Source organism: Mucilaginibacter ginkgonis, assembly GCF_009754905.2.
GTDB classification, from domain to species: Bacteria; Bacteroidota; Bacteroidia; order Sphingobacteriales; family Sphingobacteriaceae; genus Mucilaginibacter; species Mucilaginibacter ginkgonis.
In genome coordinates this window covers 3,204,781-3,224,790 of record NZ_CP066775.1, presented here as the reverse complement: position 1 = coordinate 3,224,790, position 20,010 = coordinate 3,204,781, and the positions used below count along the sequence as shown (strand labels likewise).

General features: G+C 45.1%; 13 protein-coding genes. 6 read left to right on the top strand and 7 right to left on the bottom strand.

The window, feature by feature from the left end; all coding sequences use genetic code 11:
• Positions 1–60 precede the first annotated feature (60 nt).
• The 4 genes from GO620_RS14965 to GO620_RS14950 all read right to left on the bottom strand — a co-directional run bounded on the left by GO620_RS14965 (position 61) and on the right by GO620_RS14950 (position 6,514).
• Positions 61–1,665, bottom strand: coding sequence for an FAD-dependent monooxygenase (locus GO620_RS14965; RefSeq protein ID WP_157524570.1), 1,605 nt, complete (start codon positions 1,663–1,665; stop codon positions 61–63).
• Positions 1,666–2,376, bottom strand: coding sequence for an SAM-dependent methyltransferase (locus GO620_RS14960; RefSeq protein ID WP_157525133.1), 711 nt, complete (start codon positions 2,374–2,376; stop codon positions 1,666–1,668). It abuts the gene before it with no gap.
• A gap of 202 nt (positions 2,377–2,578) precedes the next feature.
• Positions 2,579–5,740: an ATP-dependent helicase gene (locus tag GO620_RS14955; RefSeq protein ID WP_157524569.1), complete on the bottom strand. Its 3,162-nt coding sequence runs from the start codon at positions 5,738–5,740 to the stop codon at positions 2,579–2,581.
• A 60-nt stretch (positions 5,741–5,800) separates the two neighbouring features.
• Positions 5,801–6,514: a hypothetical protein gene (locus GO620_RS14950; RefSeq protein ID WP_157524568.1), complete on the bottom strand. Its 714-nt coding sequence runs from the start codon at positions 6,512–6,514 to the stop codon at positions 5,801–5,803.
• Positions 6,515–6,616: 102 nt separating this feature from the next.
• Here GO620_RS14950 and uxaC point away from each other — a divergent pair, with 102 nt between their 5' ends.
• Positions 6,617–8,017 (top strand): glucuronate isomerase, encoded by a 1,401-nt coding sequence (gene uxaC / locus GO620_RS14945; RefSeq protein WP_157524567.1) that lies wholly within the window; start codon positions 6,617–6,619, stop codon positions 8,015–8,017.
• Between the two features lie 147 nt (positions 8,018–8,164).
• On the opposite strand, the gene GO620_RS14940 is transcribed toward uxaC, so the two are convergent.
• On the bottom strand, positions 8,165–9,979 hold the full coding sequence (locus GO620_RS14940; protein ID WP_157524566.1) for a serine hydrolase domain-containing protein: 1,815 nt from the start codon (positions 9,977–9,979) through the stop codon (positions 8,165–8,167).
• On the bottom strand, positions 9,966–11,612 hold the full coding sequence (locus tag GO620_RS14935) for an amidohydrolase (RefSeq protein ID WP_157524565.1): 1,647 nt from the start codon (positions 11,610–11,612) through the stop codon (positions 9,966–9,968). The genes GO620_RS14940 and GO620_RS14935 overlap by 14 nt, the downstream gene beginning before the upstream one ends.
• A gap of 106 nt (positions 11,613–11,718) precedes the next feature.
• On the opposite strand from GO620_RS14935, the gene mutL reads away from it, so the two are divergent.
• The 5 genes from mutL to cysS all read left to right on the top strand — a co-directional run bounded on the left by mutL (position 11,719) and on the right by cysS (position 18,259).
• Positions 11,719–13,575 carry a DNA mismatch repair endonuclease MutL gene (mutL, locus tag GO620_RS14930; RefSeq protein ID WP_157524564.1) on the top strand — a complete coding sequence of 619 codons (1,857 nt, stop codon included), beginning with the start codon at positions 11,719–11,721 and terminating at the stop codon, positions 13,573–13,575.
• 131 nt (positions 13,576–13,706) lie between these two features.
• The gene (locus GO620_RS14925; RefSeq protein WP_157524563.1) at positions 13,707–14,462 is read left to right on the top strand and encodes a rhomboid family intramembrane serine protease; all 756 of its coding nucleotides are present in this window, start codon (positions 13,707–13,709) and stop codon (positions 14,460–14,462) included.
• A 266-nt stretch (positions 14,463–14,728) separates the two neighbouring features.
• Complete coding sequence (locus tag GO620_RS14920; RefSeq protein ID WP_157524562.1) at positions 14,729–15,622, top strand: rhomboid family protein; 894 nt, start codon at positions 14,729–14,731, stop codon at positions 15,620–15,622.
• Positions 15,623–16,735 carry an endonuclease/exonuclease/phosphatase family protein gene (locus GO620_RS14915; RefSeq protein ID WP_157524561.1) on the top strand — a complete coding sequence of 371 codons (1,113 nt, stop codon included), beginning with the start codon at positions 15,623–15,625 and terminating at the stop codon, positions 16,733–16,735. It abuts the gene before it with no gap.
• A 63-nt stretch (positions 16,736–16,798) separates the two neighbouring features.
• Positions 16,799–18,259 carry a cysteine--tRNA ligase gene (gene cysS, locus GO620_RS14910; RefSeq protein ID WP_157524560.1) on the top strand — a complete coding sequence of 487 codons (1,461 nt, stop codon included), beginning with the start codon at positions 16,799–16,801 and terminating at the stop codon, positions 18,257–18,259.
• 202 nt (positions 18,260–18,461) lie between these two features.
• Here cysS and GO620_RS14905 read toward each other — a convergent pair whose 3' ends face one another.
• Positions 18,462–20,003, bottom strand: a complete 1,542-nt coding sequence (locus GO620_RS14905; RefSeq protein WP_157524559.1) for a DHA2 family efflux MFS transporter permease subunit — start codon at positions 20,001–20,003, stop codon at positions 18,462–18,464.
• Positions 20,004–20,010: the final 7 nt, after the last annotated feature.

Genomic DNA, 20,010 nt, shown 5'->3' with positions numbered 1-20,010 from the left:
CATATACGTTTTATCAAAACGCAAGGATTGTGCCAAATGAATATTTTATAATGCTGGTAATTAAACAGTTGACTTTGAGTTTATCAAAGCTGTGTTGATGAGGTAGTTGTTGACAATGCCCAAATCTGCACTGTCTGCTATAAGGCCAATATAATTGTCCGGCCGTATAATGAGCGTCTTAATGTGTCCTGCTTTTATTTCAAAAGCGTTAAACACTCCATCATTTCTAGTCGAATATGGCAGGTAAAAGAAGTTTAACACTGCACCAAAACTCTGGGTGATCCATTTAGCATACCGGTGCAGTTCCTGTTCGCCAATAGTGCCCATAACGATCATGGTAAAACCTGCTTTTGTACACCATGCATGCAGGTCTGTTTCAATCTGCTTCTTTTCGTCGTATATTTTAAGGTAGGGTAACCGGTCGCCTGCTTTGATGTGCGTTGCCTGGCTAAGGTGAAGATTTATTTTACTGTCGCGATAGCTAATGCCAATTTGCGATACACGCATAAACAATGCTTTAGTAAAGCCGCTAAAACTCCACAATGTTTTTAGCAACGGCGGCATCAAAAACCGCTTAAATAGCTGCGCGCCCCATGAGGTAGACATGGTTATGTTAAAAAGTCTGTCGGTGGTTTTCAATAATGTTTTAGCTACCGGCATCCGTTCCGCCGCGTAACTTGATAGGATAACACGCATTAGCGAACCGTTAATTACACCACCAAGTTTCCATGCCAGGTTGTAAGCATCCTGTAAACCTGTGTTCATACCCTGCCCGCCAACGGGAGAATGGATGTGCGCCGCGTCGCCAATCAGAAAGCAGCGGCCCTCTTGAAATTTATCCGCCATGCGATGACTAAGTTTGTAGATCGTAAACCAATTGTTCCTTTTAACAACGGTTGGGCTACCTTTAATCTTTTCGATCACTGGCGTTAGATCTTCGAGCCTGATGTCGGGCTTGTCTTCCAGTTCTTTCGGCAATGCACCTATGATGCGATAGCTATCCTTGTCAGGGCTTGGGAAAAAGGCAGCGAAGGATCTGTTGTTAAAATACAGGCTCACCGTATCGTCGCTTTTATCAGACACAACATCGGCCAGGTAAAATTTATGCTGATAGGTATCGCCTTTAAAACTGCTACCCAAACTCTTCCGGACAAAACTGTGCGCGCCATCCGCACCAACAACCCAGTCAGCAGTGACTGTGATAACGCTTTCCCCGTTTGTAAGCTTAGTTATAACTTTGGCACTATCTTGCTGTAACTCGGTCAAGGTTGTATTCCAATAAACCGGTAAAGCATTTTGGGTAAGGTAGTTTAGCATATCCTTTTCATTTCTGCTCTGCGGATACATAAACAAGTACGGATAAGGTGTTAAGCCGGCACCTGAGTCGGTGATCGGGAACGTACCCTGTTCGTTCCCATCGAAAAAGAAACGCAAACCCCGGGATGGCCTGCCGCCTTTCAGCACCTCATCAACAATACCCATTTGACGATAAATCTCCATCGACCTTGCCTGCACAGCAAGTGCTTTTGTTTTGTCTGTAGGCCCTTTTTTGCTATCAATGATAACAGCGCGAACGCCGCAACGCAACAGTTGCGCTACCATCATCAAACCCGACGGCCCGGCGCCTATAATCAAAACATCGGTATGCTGATCTGATAGCATCATTTATGCATGATAAAGCAAAAAGATAACAGGTTGTTTATGGAGATCGGGAATTTGTTTCTTCCAGGCAGCAATGTTTTGCGTTTTCACCATTTCAGTTTCTGCGGTCAAATTAGCAGCTATACAAAGCCGGGTTGTAGGTGCGCATGTTTTTAGGATATCATCTAGCAACGCGTTATTACGAAATGGTGTTTCAATAAACAGTTGGGTCTGTTTTAATCGGATAGCTGTTGACTCTAATTGTTTGATCTTTCGGGACCGATCTGCTTTGTCAATTGGTAAGTAGCCATGGAAGGTAAAGCTTTGCCCGCTAAATCCCGACGCCATTAGCGCCAGCAGGATAGAACTTGGCCCAACCAATGGGACTACTCTGATATTTAAACGGTGAGCCTCAGCGACGATATCCGCACCGGGATCTGCAACGCCCGGACAACCGGCCTCGCTCATCAGGCCCACATCTTTACCGTATAACAAGCCTGTGAAAAATTCCTTTAAGCTCGTGTTGCGGTTGTGCTTTCCATAATCGTGGATTATTAATTCGCTTTGGGATGTTTTTAGTCCGGCCTCTTTCAAAAAACGCCGGGCGGTTTTTTCATTCTCTACAATGTATTCGATGATGGCATTTATGGTATTGATCAAATAAGGCGTAAATGATTTGGCCGATGCGTTTTCTGCTAAGGGTACGGGAATGAGGTATAATGTTCCGGTTGGCATATCCAAAGATAGTTCATGGCGAACTCGTTTCGGCATCTCATATTTAGGATTCTGCAAAGTGAAACGGCCGCTTATACCTTGAACGACTTGGTATGATGGGATTTTTTATTGTGTATAAATATGCCTGTGAAATGCCGAAACAAGTTCGGCACGACAGTGCTATTGAGAAATCTATCAAAAATTTGCAGACAATAGATTTTATCTATTCTTCATCTACTTCTAATATCTTGTCCGGCTGCTTGAAGTTTGTGCGCACAAAACGGCACCAGTCGCAATCAGCTTTGCCGCAGCCGATGTTAAACTCATGATTCATAATCTTTTGATACGTATCCTTTATTTGCGACTTAACCAATTCCTCGTCATGCGGACTAATTACTAATTTTTCCTGGATGTATTCGCCCGGCGACAGCGGTTCAATAAATTCAAACATGGTTGCAACAGCATACCAGTCGTTGGTTTTATCGTTATCTACAAGTAATTTATAGAACACCCCCTGGCGCCAGTAGTCTCCGCCGTTTGGATGATCCGGATCGGGACGGTTTAATTTCTCACGGGCGTATTTAAACTTTCCGGTTTTATAATCCACGATGGTTACCTGGTTGCCTACAAATTCTATTTTATCAAGGTTGCCTTTTACAGGCACGCCTTCTATAGCCATATTTTTTATGGTGCGCTCTGTCACTGCAATTTTATTCCATTTAGGCACATGCAATTCGTAATAATCAGGCAATATCTTTTCACCATAACTTAAACGCAACTTAAATTCCTCGGCGGTAAAAAGATCATTGTTGCGGTACATATACCAGCGAAACTCGCGCAGGAATTCATCTGTTGTCGGGAACTCGTCTCCGTTGTCTTTCAATTTTCTAAACACCCTGTTTAATGCGAAATGCACTGCCGACCCAAACGCGGCTGAAGCACTCAACCCGGATGGTACACGTATCAGATTCTGAAAATAAAATTTGAGCGGACAGTCCAAGTAATTGTTCAGATGGGAAACAGATAGCGTATAATTCTGTAATAGAATGGCGATATAGTTTTTATCTATAAGTTCTACGGTTGGCTTATCATCTTCGCTAAACTGTGTTGAAAAATACCTAAACAAGCTATCTGCATCTACCTTGGGGTACTGCACCTTAAGGTGTGTTTGCGCCAATATTTCACCGACAAATTGTGACGCTTCCAGGTCTTTCCCTTTTTTATCTTTTGCCGGATAGGAAACGTACAAGTGCTGTTTAGCCCGCGTAAGCGCTACATAAAACAACCTGCGCGATTCTTCACGCTGCGCGTTTTCATCGGCAGCAGCCTGCATTAACGTGTCAGGATAAACAAATCCGGCGTTGCGGCCTTTGCTGTCCCATACCCGTTTGTTGCTGCCGATCAAAAACACATATTCAAACTCGAGGCCTTTGGAACCATGAGCGGTAAGGAAATTTACGCCATTTTCTGAATAGATGGTTTGATTAAGATCAAGCCTGATGCCGTTATCCTTCATCAACTCAATGGTGGCGATAATATCTTTCAGCCTTGTGCCGGCTTTTTTGCGGTGTTCGTCCTTAATAAAATTAAAAAGGTTATTCAGCACCTCCATGTGCCACCCCTTATCAGCTTGTTTCATGATATAGGCCAGGATACCCAGCCGGGTGATCACTTGTTGAAACAGTTGCTGTAGGCTTAAACTGGCGGCCGCCTTAAGTAGCTCTTCAATGTCCTGCACCAATTGCTTCATGCCTGCGTTTTGTACTGCGTCGAACAAGCCCGGCTGCTGTTTTGGGCCGCTCATATCCGCCACATAGCGGCGGATGGATGTTTTTTGTTTACCCTCGGCAACCCCGTAATTTTCTTTCGATACGGCAATGCTGGCGCGGGCAATATCAATCGGGCTTATCTCGAAAAAATCATAATGCATGATTTCAAACAACAGGTCATCGCCGCTGTAAGGCGAGTCGAACTCTTTTGCCAGGTAGCTGAGTATGGTGATGATCTTTTCCCCAAAAGGCAGTGTCAGTATATCTATTTTTCGTTTAGTATTTACCGCTATTTTTTGCATGTCCAGGTAGTGGATCAACTCCTCTGCCTGGTTATGGTTGCGGTATATGACAGCTATCTCGCCTGGAGCAACACCGTTTTGTATAAGGCGTTCAATTTGATTACCCACATCTACTAACTCGTGGTCTACATTTTCATATTCCCGTATTTCTGGCTCTGCGGCTAAACTGTCAAAGCGCGGATGCGATGCTTTAAGATTTTTATTCAGCTTAAGTTGCCGGGTTAATCGCTCCTGATTGTTATCGATCAGGATTTTGGAAATATCCAGTATCGACTGATTGGAGCGGTAATTATCTTTTAGCACTACGGTCTTTAACACACGCTGGTAGTCATTTGCAAAGTCCATAATGTTTTTCATGTTAGCACCCTGGAAACGGTAAACCGACTGGTCGTCGTCGCCAACAATAAAAACATTAGGTGTATCCCAATAATCCAGCAGATGCTTCAATAATGTATTTTGCGAGCCGCTGGTATCCTGGTACTCATCAACCAAAATATATTGATAGCGCTCCTGGTATCGGCGCAGCAGGTCTGTATTTTCACGGAAGGCGCGCAACACCCACAAGATCATATCGTCATAATCATAGCGGTCATCGCGTTTCATCTTGGCCTCGTAGTTGGGATACTCCCCTACCGCGGCTAGCAGTTTAGCCATAGCATCTGCAGCCTTATCTATATCTTTTTGTTTTGGATCGCCAACCTTAATGCCCTGCTTCGGGTTGGGGCGTTTATAAACAAATTCTTCCCGGTTCGGCAAGTCTTCAAGATATTCTTTTACCGCCTGCCTAATATGTTCTTCGCTCCAGTTTTCTGTTTTAATGGTAGAGAACAAACGCTTCAGCCTCGGCGCATCGTAGTACCGGTCGCCTGTAAAACGTTTTAACAAGTGATCGTTGGCGAAATCGTCCACCAACTCGCGGAAAAGCATGGCAGCCTCCAGATCGGTTAAGGGCTCCAGGTTGTTGCGGCCAAAATAATCCAGGTTTTCCTGTATCACTTCGTTGCAAAAAGCATGGAAGGTGTAGATGCCTATGCGGTAAGCTTCTGGGCCGATGAACTCAAACAGACGTTTTCGCATAGCCACCGCCCCCGCATCGGTGTATGTCAAACATAGTATCTCGTCTGCCCTCGCGTCTGTATCCAGCAGAATTTTGCCAATCCGTGCAGCCAGTATCTGCGTTTTACCCGTGCCCGGACCGGCCACTACCATAACGGGCCCGTCAGTTTTATTTACAGCCTCTAACTGTTCAGGATTAAGTCCGTCAAGAATTTCTTTGAATTTGGCGTTGTAGCGTTCAGCGGGCGATAGGTTCATACGTTAAAGGTATAAAACAACCAGCGTGCTAAAAGAATTAGTTTTGGTTTTTTAGCAGTCTTACCTTTTTCTAAGCATTGCCAGTAATTGCAGGCAATTTTTATTCAGGTCTTTCAATTCTGCCTGCATATAGTACTGCTGCGATATTTTCATTTCAATCAGCTTGTTGCGGTATTTTTCTATCAAAGCCGCATTATAACTAATCAACGTCTTATTTGCTTGTTTTGGATGCAAAGCGTAATCGAGCTTGAAAATATTCTGCGCGAATTGCACACAGTCTAATGCCGCATCATTGTTAATGGTGGATTGCAGCGATATATCCTTTACTTTATCATAATAGTTCGACACACTGTCCGCAAGCGACTGATTACCTATCAACCGAAAGTTGCCGGAGTTGGTAAGCTGGTTTAACGTACGGTCTGCAGAACTAAATATCGGGATGGAGGTAGCGTACTTAAAAAAGAGATGATAAACAGTATCTACGTTTGATCGCTTTGCAGATACCATTGCTAACTGATTGAGTAATGAGTCCTGCCCTTTTTGTATCGTTGCGCCGGCAGTCATCACATCAGCAAGTTTAGCCGAATCCTGTTTCAGATCGATATATAAACTGTTTAGATAATTTTTCTCTTTGCTGCTGTCAGATAAATGTTCGCGCAGGTTTTCCGCAATGAACCCAAGAAATACAGCTAAAAAGATCATAAGCCCTTCTAAAAGGTAATCTTTGAACTTTTTATGCTTACCATGAGGCATCCCGGGGTGATGTGCTTCCATAACTAAATTTTATTTTGCGATTTTAGCGGTTGATGTAGCTATCTGTAAATATAAATTAAATTAGACATAGCACTCTTATCAAGAATATTAAAAGACCAGGCAATGAAAGCTTTTTTAGACGATAATTTCCTGCTGCCCAATACTGCTGCCGAACGATTATATCACGATTACGCGAAAAGCATGCCCATCGTCGATTATCATTGCCACCTGTCGCCGCGGGACATCGCCGAAAACAAACAGTTTAAAAACCTAACCGAAGCCTGGCTTACCGGCGACCATTATAAATGGCGGGCTATGCGGGCTAACGGTGTCAACGAGGCGTATATAACCGGCAGTAGAAGCGATTTCGAAAAATTTGAGCAATGGGCATACACCGTGCCGTACACATTGCGCAACCCGCTTTATCATTGGACACATTTAGAACTTGCGCGGTATTTTAGTGTGACGGACCTGTTATCGCCTACTAACGCGAAACCGATTTATGATAAGTGCAGTGAGCAGTTGCAACAAACAGATATGAGCGTTTGCGGGCTGATCCGGAAAATGGATGTGCGGGTAATCTGTACTACAGACGATCCACTTGACGATTTGGGCTACCATCAGCACATACAACGTTCCGGGTTTGAAGTAAAAGTGTTGCCTACCTTCAGGCCTGACAAAGCGATGAATGTTGATGATGTGCCTGTGTTGAATGACTACATAGATAAACTGTCGGCCTTAACCAACCTTGGCATCAGCACTTACTGCGATTACCTGCAAGCGTTGAAGAGCCGACACGATTATTTTGCCGAGCGTGGATGCAAGATGGCAGATCATGGGCTTGACCGTATTTACGCCGAAGATTTTACAGAACCTGAAATCAAGCAAATCTTTGATAAGATAAGGGGCGGCGGGCAACTAACTTCTGATGAATCAGCAAAGTTTAAGTCGGCTTTGTTACTGCAATTCGGGCTGTGGAACCATGAGAAAGGCTGGGTGCAGCAATTTCATTTGGGCGCGTTGCGCAATAACAACACCCGGGCTTTTCGCACTCTTGGGCCCGATACCGGCTGGGATTCGATAGGCGATTTTAGTCAGGCACAGGCACTTTCGCGCTTTTTAGATAAGCTGGATACTAATGACCAATTGGCCAAGACCATTATTTACAACCTCAACCCTGCGGATAACGAGCTAATGGCAGCAATGATCGGCAATTTCAATGACGGCTCTGTGGCCGGAAAAATCCAGTTTGGTTCGGCTTGGTGGTTTATGGACCAAAAGGATGGCATGACGCGGCAATTGAATGCATTGTCTAACATGGGCTTACTGAGCCGCATGGTTGGCATGCTTACCGACTCGCGCAGTTTTCTGTCTTTCCCGCGGCACGAGTACTTCAGACGTATCTTATGTAGCCTGTTAGGAACGGATATTGAAAATGGCGAACTACCAGGCGATTTTGAATGGATAGGCCAAGTGGTTAAAAATATCAGTTATCACAATGCGGAAGAATATTTCAAATTTTAGCCAGCCTCAAATGTTTTGTCATTCAGAGCGCAGCGAAGAATCTTATTCAGCCTGGCTTATCATTGCCCGCTTAACCCTTCGACAGGCTCAGGGCGACAACCCTGATTAAAGTTCATTGGTTAATTAGAAATGTTTTTTCGAATCAGTCTACATCCCCTTCGCTATCGCTTCATAAATGGTATCCATTATACGCGGGCGGATATTAAGCTGCAATAGTTTATCGGTGACTTTTGGGTTAACCCTGTTTGACAGGAAGATATAAACGAGGTTCACTTTCGGGTCTACCCATACACAAGTGCCTGTATAACCGGTATGGCCATAAGTCCCTTCATTTGCAAAGTGTGATGGGTAATGACTTTCAGCGATCGGCCCCCACCCATCGAAACCCAGGTCGCGACGGCTGGCTTGCGACTGTCGTGTGGTGAATTTCTCGACAGTTTCCGGTTTAAAATACTGAACGCCACCGTAAGTGCCTTTGTTCAACAACATCTGAAAAAGGATCGCCTCGTCATTGGCGCTGCAAAAATACCCTGCATGGCCCGACACGCCGCCTACCATGCCGGCGCCCTGATCATGTACGTAACCTACCAGCAAAGTGTGGCGGAAGTAAGTATCATCTTCCGTAGGGACGATCTGGTTGCGGGTAAAACGCTGACGTGGTAAAAATCCCGCCGTCTGCATCCCAAGCGGTGTATAGAAATTTTGCTGAGCGTAAATGTTTAAAGGTGTAGAAGTAATGGTTTCTTCTATCTCCTTCATGAAATACATACTCAGGTCGCTATACACATAGTTGCCACGGGTACGAAGTGCGCTGTTCAGCATCTGCGGCAACATAAAATTCTTATAGTAATCTTTGATCATGTAGTAGCCGTCGGCCACCTTGGTTGGGTAAGCTGCAGATGAGTCAGCACTCCACTCGCCGGGTTTTACATGTTCGTAAAACGGAATGTACGGCGTTAATCCCGCCGTGTGTGTTAACAACTCACGAACCTTAATATCATTCTTATTCGTTGCGCGCGCGATGGTCAGGTATTGGCCCATTGTGCCGTCAAGATCCAGCTTGCCCTGCTCATAAAGTGCCATCGCTGTTGGCGTTGTCGCCGATACTTTAGTCACCGACGCCATGTCGAAGATATCGGTTACTTTTTCGGGGAGCGCGCCTGCATCGTAAGTGTGCGTACCATAGGCTTTGTTAAAGATCACTTTGCCATCTTTGGCTACCAGCACCACGCAACCGGGCGCTGCATGGTTGGCAATGGCTTCCATTGCAACTGCATCAATGTTTGCCAGGTTATTTGAGTTGATGCCAACATCTTCGGGTACAGTGTACTGCAAACGTATCTTAGCCGTACTAAATCCCGCGCCAATGTTATATTTCGATGAAAAGCTGCTTTTTAATTTCTGCGTTGTCGCAACTCCGCCAAATGCAACTTGGGGTAAGTATTGAGCGGTTACAGGTGTGGTCTTGTCAGTCCAAATTATTGGCGCGGTAACCCCGTTCAATACAGAGAGCGCCCTGCCTGCGCCATAATACGCAACAACCACTTTTTTTATGCTTTGAAAAGATGTGATCAGGCTTACAAGCGCAGGATTATTAATATCTGATTCCGTCAACTCGAAGATTACCGTATTATATAACTTAAGGTCTTCGCCAAGGGAGGCTATTTTACCTAAATAATTGTTGCCGTTAAATGGGGTGACTTTGGCATACTTATTCGCTAAACTATCAAAAACAGTAGAGTAGTTGTAGCTAAAGTGGACGGCTGCGATGTTCGACTTATCTAATTCCATTAATGGAACCGTGCCTTTTTCATTGTTTAACAGAACGGTAGCATTAGCAGCATCTTTAGTTTGTGAAAGGAATTGCTGATTGCTGATGCCGGGTTGCTGTGCACAGGCGGTTTGGACAGCGGTTATACCCAGTAACAGCGCTATGAAAATGCGCTTCCTATTTCTTCTCATAAACTTTTTCACCATTGATGTATGTTTTTAACACTTTAACTTTAGGGATTTCGCTCCCCTTAATTTTCATTATATCCTGATCGAGCATTACAAAATCTGCAAACTTGCCCTTCTCAATACTGCCCTTTTCTTTTTCTTCAAAGTTAGCTTTCGCCGCCCATATCGTTATACCACGTAAGGCTTCGGTACGGTCTAAAGCATTCTCTTTTTGAAAACCCGCCACCGGAAACCCTTTCAGATCTTTACGCTCGGTGGCAGCATAGAATGTATAAAGCGGATTGATATTTTCCACAGGAAAGTCTGTACCTAATGGCAGCCAACCGTTTTGTTTCATCAGGTTCTTGTAGGCATAGGCTGTTTTTAACCTTTCGGCGCCTAAACGCTGGCCCGCCCAGTACATATCAGAAGTAGCATGTGTAGGCTGTATAGAAGGTATCACATTATATTCGCCAAAGAGTTTAACATCCTGCGGGTTAACGATCTGTGCATGTTCTATCCGCCAGCGCCTGTCATTTTTACCTTTAAGCACTTTAGCGTAAGTATTCAATATGACGCGGTTGGCCGAATCGCCTATGGCGTGCGTGCACATTTGAAATCCTTTTTCCGCGATCTTTGCTGCTACATCTGCGAAATGCTGCTGACTGCTTAGCAGGAAACCGTTCCAGCCTTTACGATCGGCATAAGGTTTAAGCAAGCATGCACCACGCGAACCTAACGCGCCATCAGCATACACTTTAAAAGCGCGGACATTCAGTCGTGGGGTTTTATAAGCGCCGCGTTTAAACAGGTACTCGTAATTCTCAGGCGCGTCGCTCAGCATTACATAAATACGCATCTTTAAAAGGCCTTTGTGCTGCAGTTCGGCGATAGGGTTGATGAGTGTGTAAGGCAATCCGCAATCATCAACTGTAGTTAGTCCTACAGCAAAACAATTGCGCTGTGCGTCGGCAAAAGCTTCCTGCACCATTTGCTCGGTCGGCTGCGGCATTTTATGGCGCACCAGGCCTACAGCGTTGTCCACCAGAATGCCGGTAAGTTTTCCGTTGACGGTTTCAATCTGCCCGCCTGCAATTTTTTGGTCGGGTTTAATGTTGGCAATGTTCAGCGCAGCCTGGTTAACTATTGCTGCATGGCCGTCAATCCGCTGCAGCATAACCGGTCGTACAGGGAAAAGGGAGTCCAGTTTTGCTTTGGTAGGATACTGTTTTACTTTCCAATCGTTTTGGTCCCAACCACGGCCGATGATCCAGCCCTCAGGGTTGCGCTTACCAAATGCCGAGACCGAATCAATGATCTCATTCCAGCTTTGCGTACCTTCCAGGTGCGCCTCCTGCAAACCCATGCCATATTGGTAAAAGTGGGTATGCGCATCGATAAAGCCTGGGTAGATAGCTTTGCCGCCGGCATCTATCACCTGTTTGGCCATGTAGTTTTTTTCAAGAGAATCTGCGGAGCCTACCGCCGCTATTTTTCCATTGCTGACCACTATCGCGTCTGCTATGGTAAATGCACTGTCTACCGTATAGATCTTTGCGTTCTTGATCAGTAAATCTGCATTAAATTCCTTTTTTTGACAGGATACGGTAGCCGCTATCACAAAAAACGACAGCAGATTTTTTAGGCGGATAAACATAGGCGATGGACTGAAGTGTAACTATATACAACTATCAGAAGCTAAAGTTATGGCTTCAAAGTTTTAATTTAGCATCCTGAAAAGAAATTGAGGGGAAATTTTTTAAATGGTTGATATTATACAGCTTTTGCCCGATTCGGTCGCGAACCAGATCGCTGCCGGAGAGGTGGTGCAGCGGCCTGCATCTGCGGTAAAAGAGCTGGTAGAAAACGCGATAGACGCCGGCGCAGGCAAAATTCAACTGATATTGAAAGATGCCGGCAAAGCTTTGATACAAGTGATAGATGACGGCTGCGGCATGAGCCTTACCGATGCACGCATGTGCTTCGAGAGACATGCGACGTCAAAAATCAAAAAAGCCGAAGACCTGTTTTCCATTCGCACCATGGGTTTCCGTGGCGAGGCAATGGCCTCTATCGCTGCCATTGCACAAGTAGAATTGCGCAGCCGCCGCCACGATGATGAACTGGGGACCTGCATTATCATCGAAGGCTCTGAAGTGTTAAGCCAGCAGCCTTGCGCAAACCCTGCCGGCACCTCAATCGCGGTCAAAAATCTATTTTACAACACTCCTGCAAGGCGCAACTTTTTAAAAAGCAACCCGGTTGAAATGCGTCATATCATAGACGAGTTTCAGCGTGTGGCTTTGGCCAACCCAAAGATATTTTTTACACTGCACCACGACGGTCAGGAAGTTTTTCATCTGCCGGGCACCACACTTAAGCAACGCATTATACATCTGTTGGGCAATAATTACAACCAGCGTTTAGTGCCTGTTGAAGAAGATACTACAATCATCAAGCTTCGCGGGTTTATTGGCAAACCAGAATTTGCGCGCAAAACGCGTGGCGAACAATTCTTTTTTGTAAACAATCGTTTCATAAAGGATAATTATTTAAACCACGCCGTGCTTACTGCCTACGAGCAATTATTGCCTGATGACAGCTTCCCCATGTATGTGCTGTTTATCGAAATAGATCCGGCTAAGATTGATATAAACGTTCATCCTACAAAGACAGAGATCAAGTACCAGGATGAGCGGTCTATCTACGCCATTATCCGTTCGGCGGTTAAACGTTCACTGGGCTTATACAACATTACCCCATCGCTGGATTTTGACCAGGAGAATAGCATCGGGCATTTAATTACAGAAAAACCACTGGAGCAAATCGTTCCACCAACGATAAGTTTCAACCCGGATTTTAATCCGTTCTCATCGCCATCATCTACGGTACCAAGAGTAGAAAAATCTTATAGTGGCTATGCAGATAAAAGCGGCATCCCGCAAAACTGGGATACCTTATATGAAATAAGCAAAAGAGATAGCGAAGAGCAGCAGGTTATTGAACATCATCCGGAAGCTGTGAAGATAGACGATGAGGCACTGATTAAAACCAGTGAACGGCAGCTGTTCCAGATACACAACCGTTACATTCTGTCGCAGATAAAGTCAGGTTTTATGCTGATAAACCAGCAACTGGCCCATGAGCGTATTTTGTACGAGCGCTTTTTGCTGCAATTGGATAATCATAGCGGGTTAAGTCAGCAAAGCTTGTTTCCTGCAACGGTAAGCCTCAATAGCAGCGATTATGGCTTGTTAAAAGAATTGCTGCCGGATATACGCAACCTGGGATTCGACATACGAGAGTTTGGACCGAACACCGTTATCGTGGAGGGTATACCTGCAGATATAAACCATAACGACGAGCACCAATTGTTAGAAAGCCTTCTTGAAGGGTTTAAAAACAACATGGCCATCTTAAAGTTAAACAAGCGAGATACGCTAGCCCGCACATTAGCACGTAACGGTGCTACCAAGGCGGGCACACGTTTAAGTATGGACGAAATGAACCTGTTGATAGATCAGCTTTTTGCGTGCCAGTCGCCCAACCAGGCGCTGAACGGCAAACCGGTTATCAGTACATTTACCATGGCAGAGCTGGCGGAAAGGTTTGAGAAGTAACTAAAGAAAATTAAAAACCTGTTATTGCAAGGAGCGCAGCGGCGCGGCATTCCTATAGGACGTATTTAGCTGAGATTGCTTCGTCCCTCGCAATGACATAAATGTATAACATGCCCACAAGGCAATAAACTATGAGCGCATACAGGCAAAACCCTTTAGCCAATATACCCCCGGTGGTAAGAAATCTGCTGATCATTAACGTGATCTGCTTTCTGCCATCATTGATCTTCAACGCTGATAACGGAGAAAAGTACATCCAGCTGTTTGGTGTTTATTATTTCAACTCGCCGCTGTTCCGGCCGTGGCAAATCATTACGCACCTGTTTCTTCATGGTGGATTCGCACATATATTCTTTAACATGTTTGCGCTGTACTCTTTTGGTATGGCTATTGAGTATACGCTGGGGTCTAAACGCTTTTTCAGTTTCTATTTCATTTGTGGCTTGGGCGCCATTGCCTTGCAGATGGCCGTTCAGGCTTACGAAGTTCATGCCCTGACAGGCAGTTTCGCGCCAATGCATGGTCACGGCATACCTACAACATTTGGCGATTTGCAAAGCATGCTAAACGTACAGCTGAGCGAGGGTGGACTAAAGAAACTTTCTGAGATCTACTTCGCGCCGATGGTTGGTGCATCGGGCGCCATATTCGGTTTGCTCATTGCTTTTGGTATGCTGTTCCCAAACGCCGAGTTGATGATCCTGTTTATTCCCGTGCCGGTAAAGGCTAAATACATTATTCCGGTTTATGTGATAATAGAATTGGTTTTGGGTGTCGGTCAATTCTCAGGCGATTCGGTAGCACACTTTGCCCACTTGGGTGGTGCGATACTCGGCTTTATTTTAATAAAGATTTGGCGCGTGCAACGGCCGGAGAATTTCTTTTAAGACGCTAAATTTTGCCCCCTCCCCAACCCCTCTCCGAGGGAGAGGGGGCATAACCCTTAGAGAACGTGCTCTCCTTTTGGGAGGCAAGAAATGATTCCTAATTTGTCCTTCTGAAGAAGTGAAGAATTTTATGCGCAAATGCATTTTTGTATAATATCATAGGTTCACTCGATAATATAGGCTTTTCTTCCACCAAATTGTAACATTATTTAGCATCCAATCGTTCAAATTAAAAAAGACGTAAGTTTACCTACCTGCCAAATACTATGAACAACTTCTGGACCGATATCAAATACAAGCTTTTCAACTCGGGCAGCAAGCTTGGGCTGCTTATCGGCATTAACGTTTTTGTTTTCCTGCTCATTAATATACCATCGGTTCTCGAGCAGTTGTTCGTTACCGGATTAGGTGCACAAGGTATTATAAAAAGTTACGCGTTCGAATACCTGGCAATGCCGGCATCGCTACCAAAACTATTAGCCCGGTTTTGGACACCCGTAACCTACATGTTTATGCACGATGGGATATTTCACATTCTGTTTTACATGCTATGGCTGTACTGGTTGGGGCAATTGTTCGAAGAATACCTGGGCCAAAAGAAAACCATATTTCTTTATCTGGCCGGCGGTTTATCAGGGGCTTTGTTTTATCTGGCGGGCTTTAACCTTATCCCCGCCTTTGCCCACTCGCCGGAAGCATTGGCGATGCCGATTGTTGGCGCCAGTGCTGCGGTTATGGCCATTGTTATCTCTACAGCTACATTGTTGCCAGACTACGAACTATACTTAATGTTCATCGGTCCTGTAAAATTGAAGTGGATAGCCATATTTTATGTGGTCATAGATTTCTTGGGCATCGCCGGGCCAAACGCCGGCGGCGAACTAGCACATTTGGGTGGCGCGTTGTTTGGCTTTATTTATATGAAGCAGTTGCAGCGCGGCAATAATTTAGGTGCGATACTATCAGGCGCATTTGCGCCAAAACCCAAAATCAAGGTGGTTAGTAATAACTCCGGCTATCAACGTAGCCGAAAAACTGTTCATATAGCTCCGGATCAGGATGAAATAGACCGCATACTTGATAAGATTTCGCAATCGGGATACGAGAGCTTAACTAAAACAGAAAAGGAAACGCTTTTCAGGGCGAGCAAAAACGATTAGATGAAAAAGAAGAAAAGATCGACCGGCTTTTTCACAAAACTTATACTTGCCATTAATATTTTTTTTGCCGCTTGTCTGCTTGTCAGTTACCTGGCACCTGTCTTAGATCCGCAGCAACACTGGGTCATCGCCTTTTTTGGGCTGGCATATCCGCCCGTATTATTAGTCAACCTGTTATTTATTGTTTACTGGCTGTTTTTTAAATGGTGGTATGCGGGCCTTTCTTTAGTGTGCATTTTGGCGGGCTACAATATCCTTCAGGGCAGTTTTGGCTTCCATGCGGCAAGAGATTATGTTCAAAAAGAGTCGCGCGAGGCCATAAGGGTAATGACCTACAATGTTCACTCTTTTAAAAAATACGGTAGCGATAATGACAAGTCGACCAAGCATGAGATTCTAGACATCATTCGCGAAAGGCAGCCCGACATCCTGTGTTTTCAGGAATTTTACACACGCTTTAAAGGCGAATATGCATTGCAGGACAGCATTAAGGATATCCTGAACGCACATGTATACTTTGAGGCCTTCCCGAAGCGGAACTTGTACGATGCCCATGGTGTGGCCATTTTTTCTAAATATCCTATTATTGGTAAAGGTGTGATCAAAATATCTGAAGACTGGAACCCCAACCAGTGTATCTATGTCGACATTAAAAAGAAGGATAAGATAGTGCGGTTCTACAGCGTGCATTTTAAATCCATCGGTTTCGACCCTGAAGATTACCAAACGCTCGACAGTGTATCGCAAAAAGGAAAAACAGACATGCGTTCGGCCAGGCGCATCGGTTCTAAACTTAAACAAGCTTTTAAGGCACGCAGTATACAAACGAAGCTGGTTAAAGATCAATTAGCAATGTGCCCGTATCCATACGTAATATCCGGAGACTTTAACGACACACCATCCTCATACGCTGTGCACCAGATGGAGCAGGATATGCAAAATGCCTTCAGGGTTAAAGGCAGCGGACTGGGCCGTACTTATAATGGCGATTTCCCCAACTACCAAATCGACTATATTATGGCTGGTCCGGGTTTTAACGTTTTAGATTATACGGTTATAAAGAGAAAACTGTCTGACCATTACCCTGTCTACAGCGACGTTTTGTTGAAGTGATGTTCAGGCGCTTCTCAAAAGGAGAAGAGTTGGGATGAGGCCTAAAAATCGTAAGTTTGCCGCATGACACAAAGGTTATTTATCTACAATACCTTAACACGTACCAAAGAAGAATTTAAGGCAATAGACGCGCCGCATGTGGGCATGTATGTTTGTGGTCCTACCGTTTACAGCGATGTGCATTTGGGCAATTGCCGTACTTATATATCGTTCGACCTGATATTCCGTTACCTTACCCATTTGGGTTACAAGGTACGCTATGTGCGTAATATAACCGATGCCGGCCACCTTGAGGATGACAGCGATACTGGCGAAGACAAGATCTCGAAGAAAGCCAAGCTGGCTAAGGTGGAGCCGATGGAAATTGCCCAGACGTACACCGTAGGTTTTCACGATGTACTGCGGATCTTCAACACCTTGCCGCCAAGTATAGAACCAACCGCTACCGGCCACATCATCGAGCAGATAGAGATGGTAAAAGAGATAATGGCCAACGGTTATGCTTACGAGGTAGATGGCACTGTTTATTTCGACGTCGAAAAGTATAACCAGTCGTTTAACTATGGCGTGCTTAGCGGCCGTAACCTGGATGATTTGCTGACTAATACCCGCGCGCTTGGCGGTCAGGACGAAAAACACGGCAGGCTGGATTTTGCCCTTTGGATAAAGGCAAAACCCGAGCACCTGATGAAATGGCCTTCGCCATGGGGAGTAGGCTTCCCGGGCTGGCACCTGGAGTGCTCTGCCATGAGCCACAAATATCTGGGTAACCAGTTTGATATCCATGGCGGCGGTTTAGACCTGGTGCCAACACACCATACTAATGAGATAGCGCAAAACGAAGCATGCTTTCATAAAACGCCGGCGCATTACTGGGTGCATACCAACATGCTGACCGTTAACGGGCAAAAGATGTCAAAATCTTTAGGTAACAGCTTTTTGCCGCACGAATTATTTACCGGCGATAACCACATCCTAAATAAAGGCTATAGCCCCATGACGGTGCGCTTTTTTATGCTGCAGGCACATTATCGCAGTACGCTTGACTTTGGTAATGAAGCGATGGAAGCTTCAGAGAAAGGCTTTAAGCGCCTGATGAATGCTGTCACATTACTGGATAGTTTAAAGGCCTCTGCAACAACGGATGTAGATATAGCACCTTTACGACAAAGGTGTTATGATGCACTGAATGACGATTTTAACAGCCCGGTATTAATTGCCGAACTGTTTGAAGCATCGCGAATCATCAATTCTGTACACGATGGCAAAATGGCTATCGATGAGGAAAACCTGGCGGAGTTAAAATCAGTAATAGAAGATTTTGTGACCAATATTCTTGGTTTAAAAAACGAGCAGGCCGCTGTTGACGAGTTGCCGCAGGTGTTGGAGTTTATGGTAAACCTGCGCAGCGAGGCAAAAGCCAACCGCGATTACGCTACTTCTGATAAGATACGCGATGGTTTACAGAAAATAGGCATCCAGCTTAAGGATAGTAAAGAGGGCACAACCTGGAGTAAAATTTAGTTAGGCCTATTAAAGCTTTAAAGAAATTACCTATTTGTTACGGCGGGTGTTTGGTTTTTTAAAACTAAAATGTTTAATTTTAGGACTTAGATAAACACCTTCGGTTCCATTATACACGTGATTGTGCACGGGAGGAAAAATTATTTTTAATTGTATTTTTTTCAGAGAAACCCCGCTTGTTAAGGCAAGCGGGGTTTTCTTTTTAGTGGGCGTCTGTAGCTGCCTTTAATTTCTTAAATGGCTGCAAATACAATAACGGTATGGAGAACAGCATCACCAGGCCTGACAGCCAGTAGGCATCGTCATAAGTCAATAAAAGCGACTGTCTGGTGATAATACCTTCCATAGCACGGTAAGCCATAGTTGTAGCGTCAGACATGCTATGGCCAAGTCCCATAAACCTGTGCACATAACCATTGAAACGATCTGTAAATACAGGGTTATATTGGTTAATATAGGTAAGCAGGTTGCTGCGGTGTAAACCTTGCCGGTTGTGTATTACGGTTGTTAAAACCGCGATACCAAATGAGCCGCCCAACTGGCGCATCATGTTGTTCAGGCCTGAGCCCTGGCCAACTTCGGGGCCTTTAAGGTCGGCCATTGCAAGGGTGGTTAACGGTACAAATAATAACGCCATACCCACACCACGGATCAATAAAGGGATCAATACATCATGCTCACCTGTTGCCAGTGTAGAGTGGCTCAGCATATTGGTAAACACAAAGAACAAAAACATACCTATCGTCGCCATAAACTGGGCCGGTATACCCTTATTAAGCATCTTGCCAATAAACGGCATCATGGCTATGGTACACAAACCGCCGGGAAACAATAGCTCGCCCGTTTGCTGCGCGTTAAACCCAAGCAGGTTCTGGCAAAATACCGGGAAAACGAACACCGAGCCGTACAAACCAAAGCCAAGTATAAACGAAGTAAACATCCCCACCGCGAAACTCCGGTGCCGCATAATGCTAAAGTTCACCACCGGGTGACTGGTGCTCAGCTCGCGCCATAAGAACAGCAGGAAGCCAAGAATAGCCGCGATACTTAATATCAAGATGTAAGTTTTTGCAAACCAGTCCTCATCCTCACCTTTTTCTAACACGGTTTGCAAACTACCTACTGTGATAGCGAGTAGAATAATACCCCACCAGTCAACAGGCTTACCCGTGTCTTTGGGTGTTTCATTAACAAAGGTATAGGTACAGAATGCCGCCAGTGCACCAACCGGAATGTTTACATAAAATATCCATGGCCAGGAGTAGTTTTCTACTATCCAACCGCCAATAGTTGGGCCTACTGTCGGTCCAACCACCGCGCCTAACCCAAATAAGGCTGTTGCCGTGCCAATTTGCTCACGTGGCCATGTCTCTATAAGGATGGCTTGCGCGGTTGATATCAAACCACCGCCGGCAAAGCCCTGCAATATCCTGAAGATAATCAGCTCATTCATGGTATGCGCGTTACCGCACAGGAATGACACCAGCGTAAACATCACGATAGATGCCAGGAAATATTGCTTACGGCCAAATCTGCTGCCCAGCCAGCCCGACATGGGCAGTACTATAACGTTGGCTACCGCGTAACCAGTTACCACCCAGGCAACATCGGTTAATGTGGCACCCAGGTTACCCTGAATGTGCGGCAGCGCCACGTTTACGATAGTGGTATCAATCAGCTCCAGCAAAGAAGCCACGATAACCGTTATCGTTATGATCCATTTTTTAAAGCCGGTTTCAGCCATTATATCT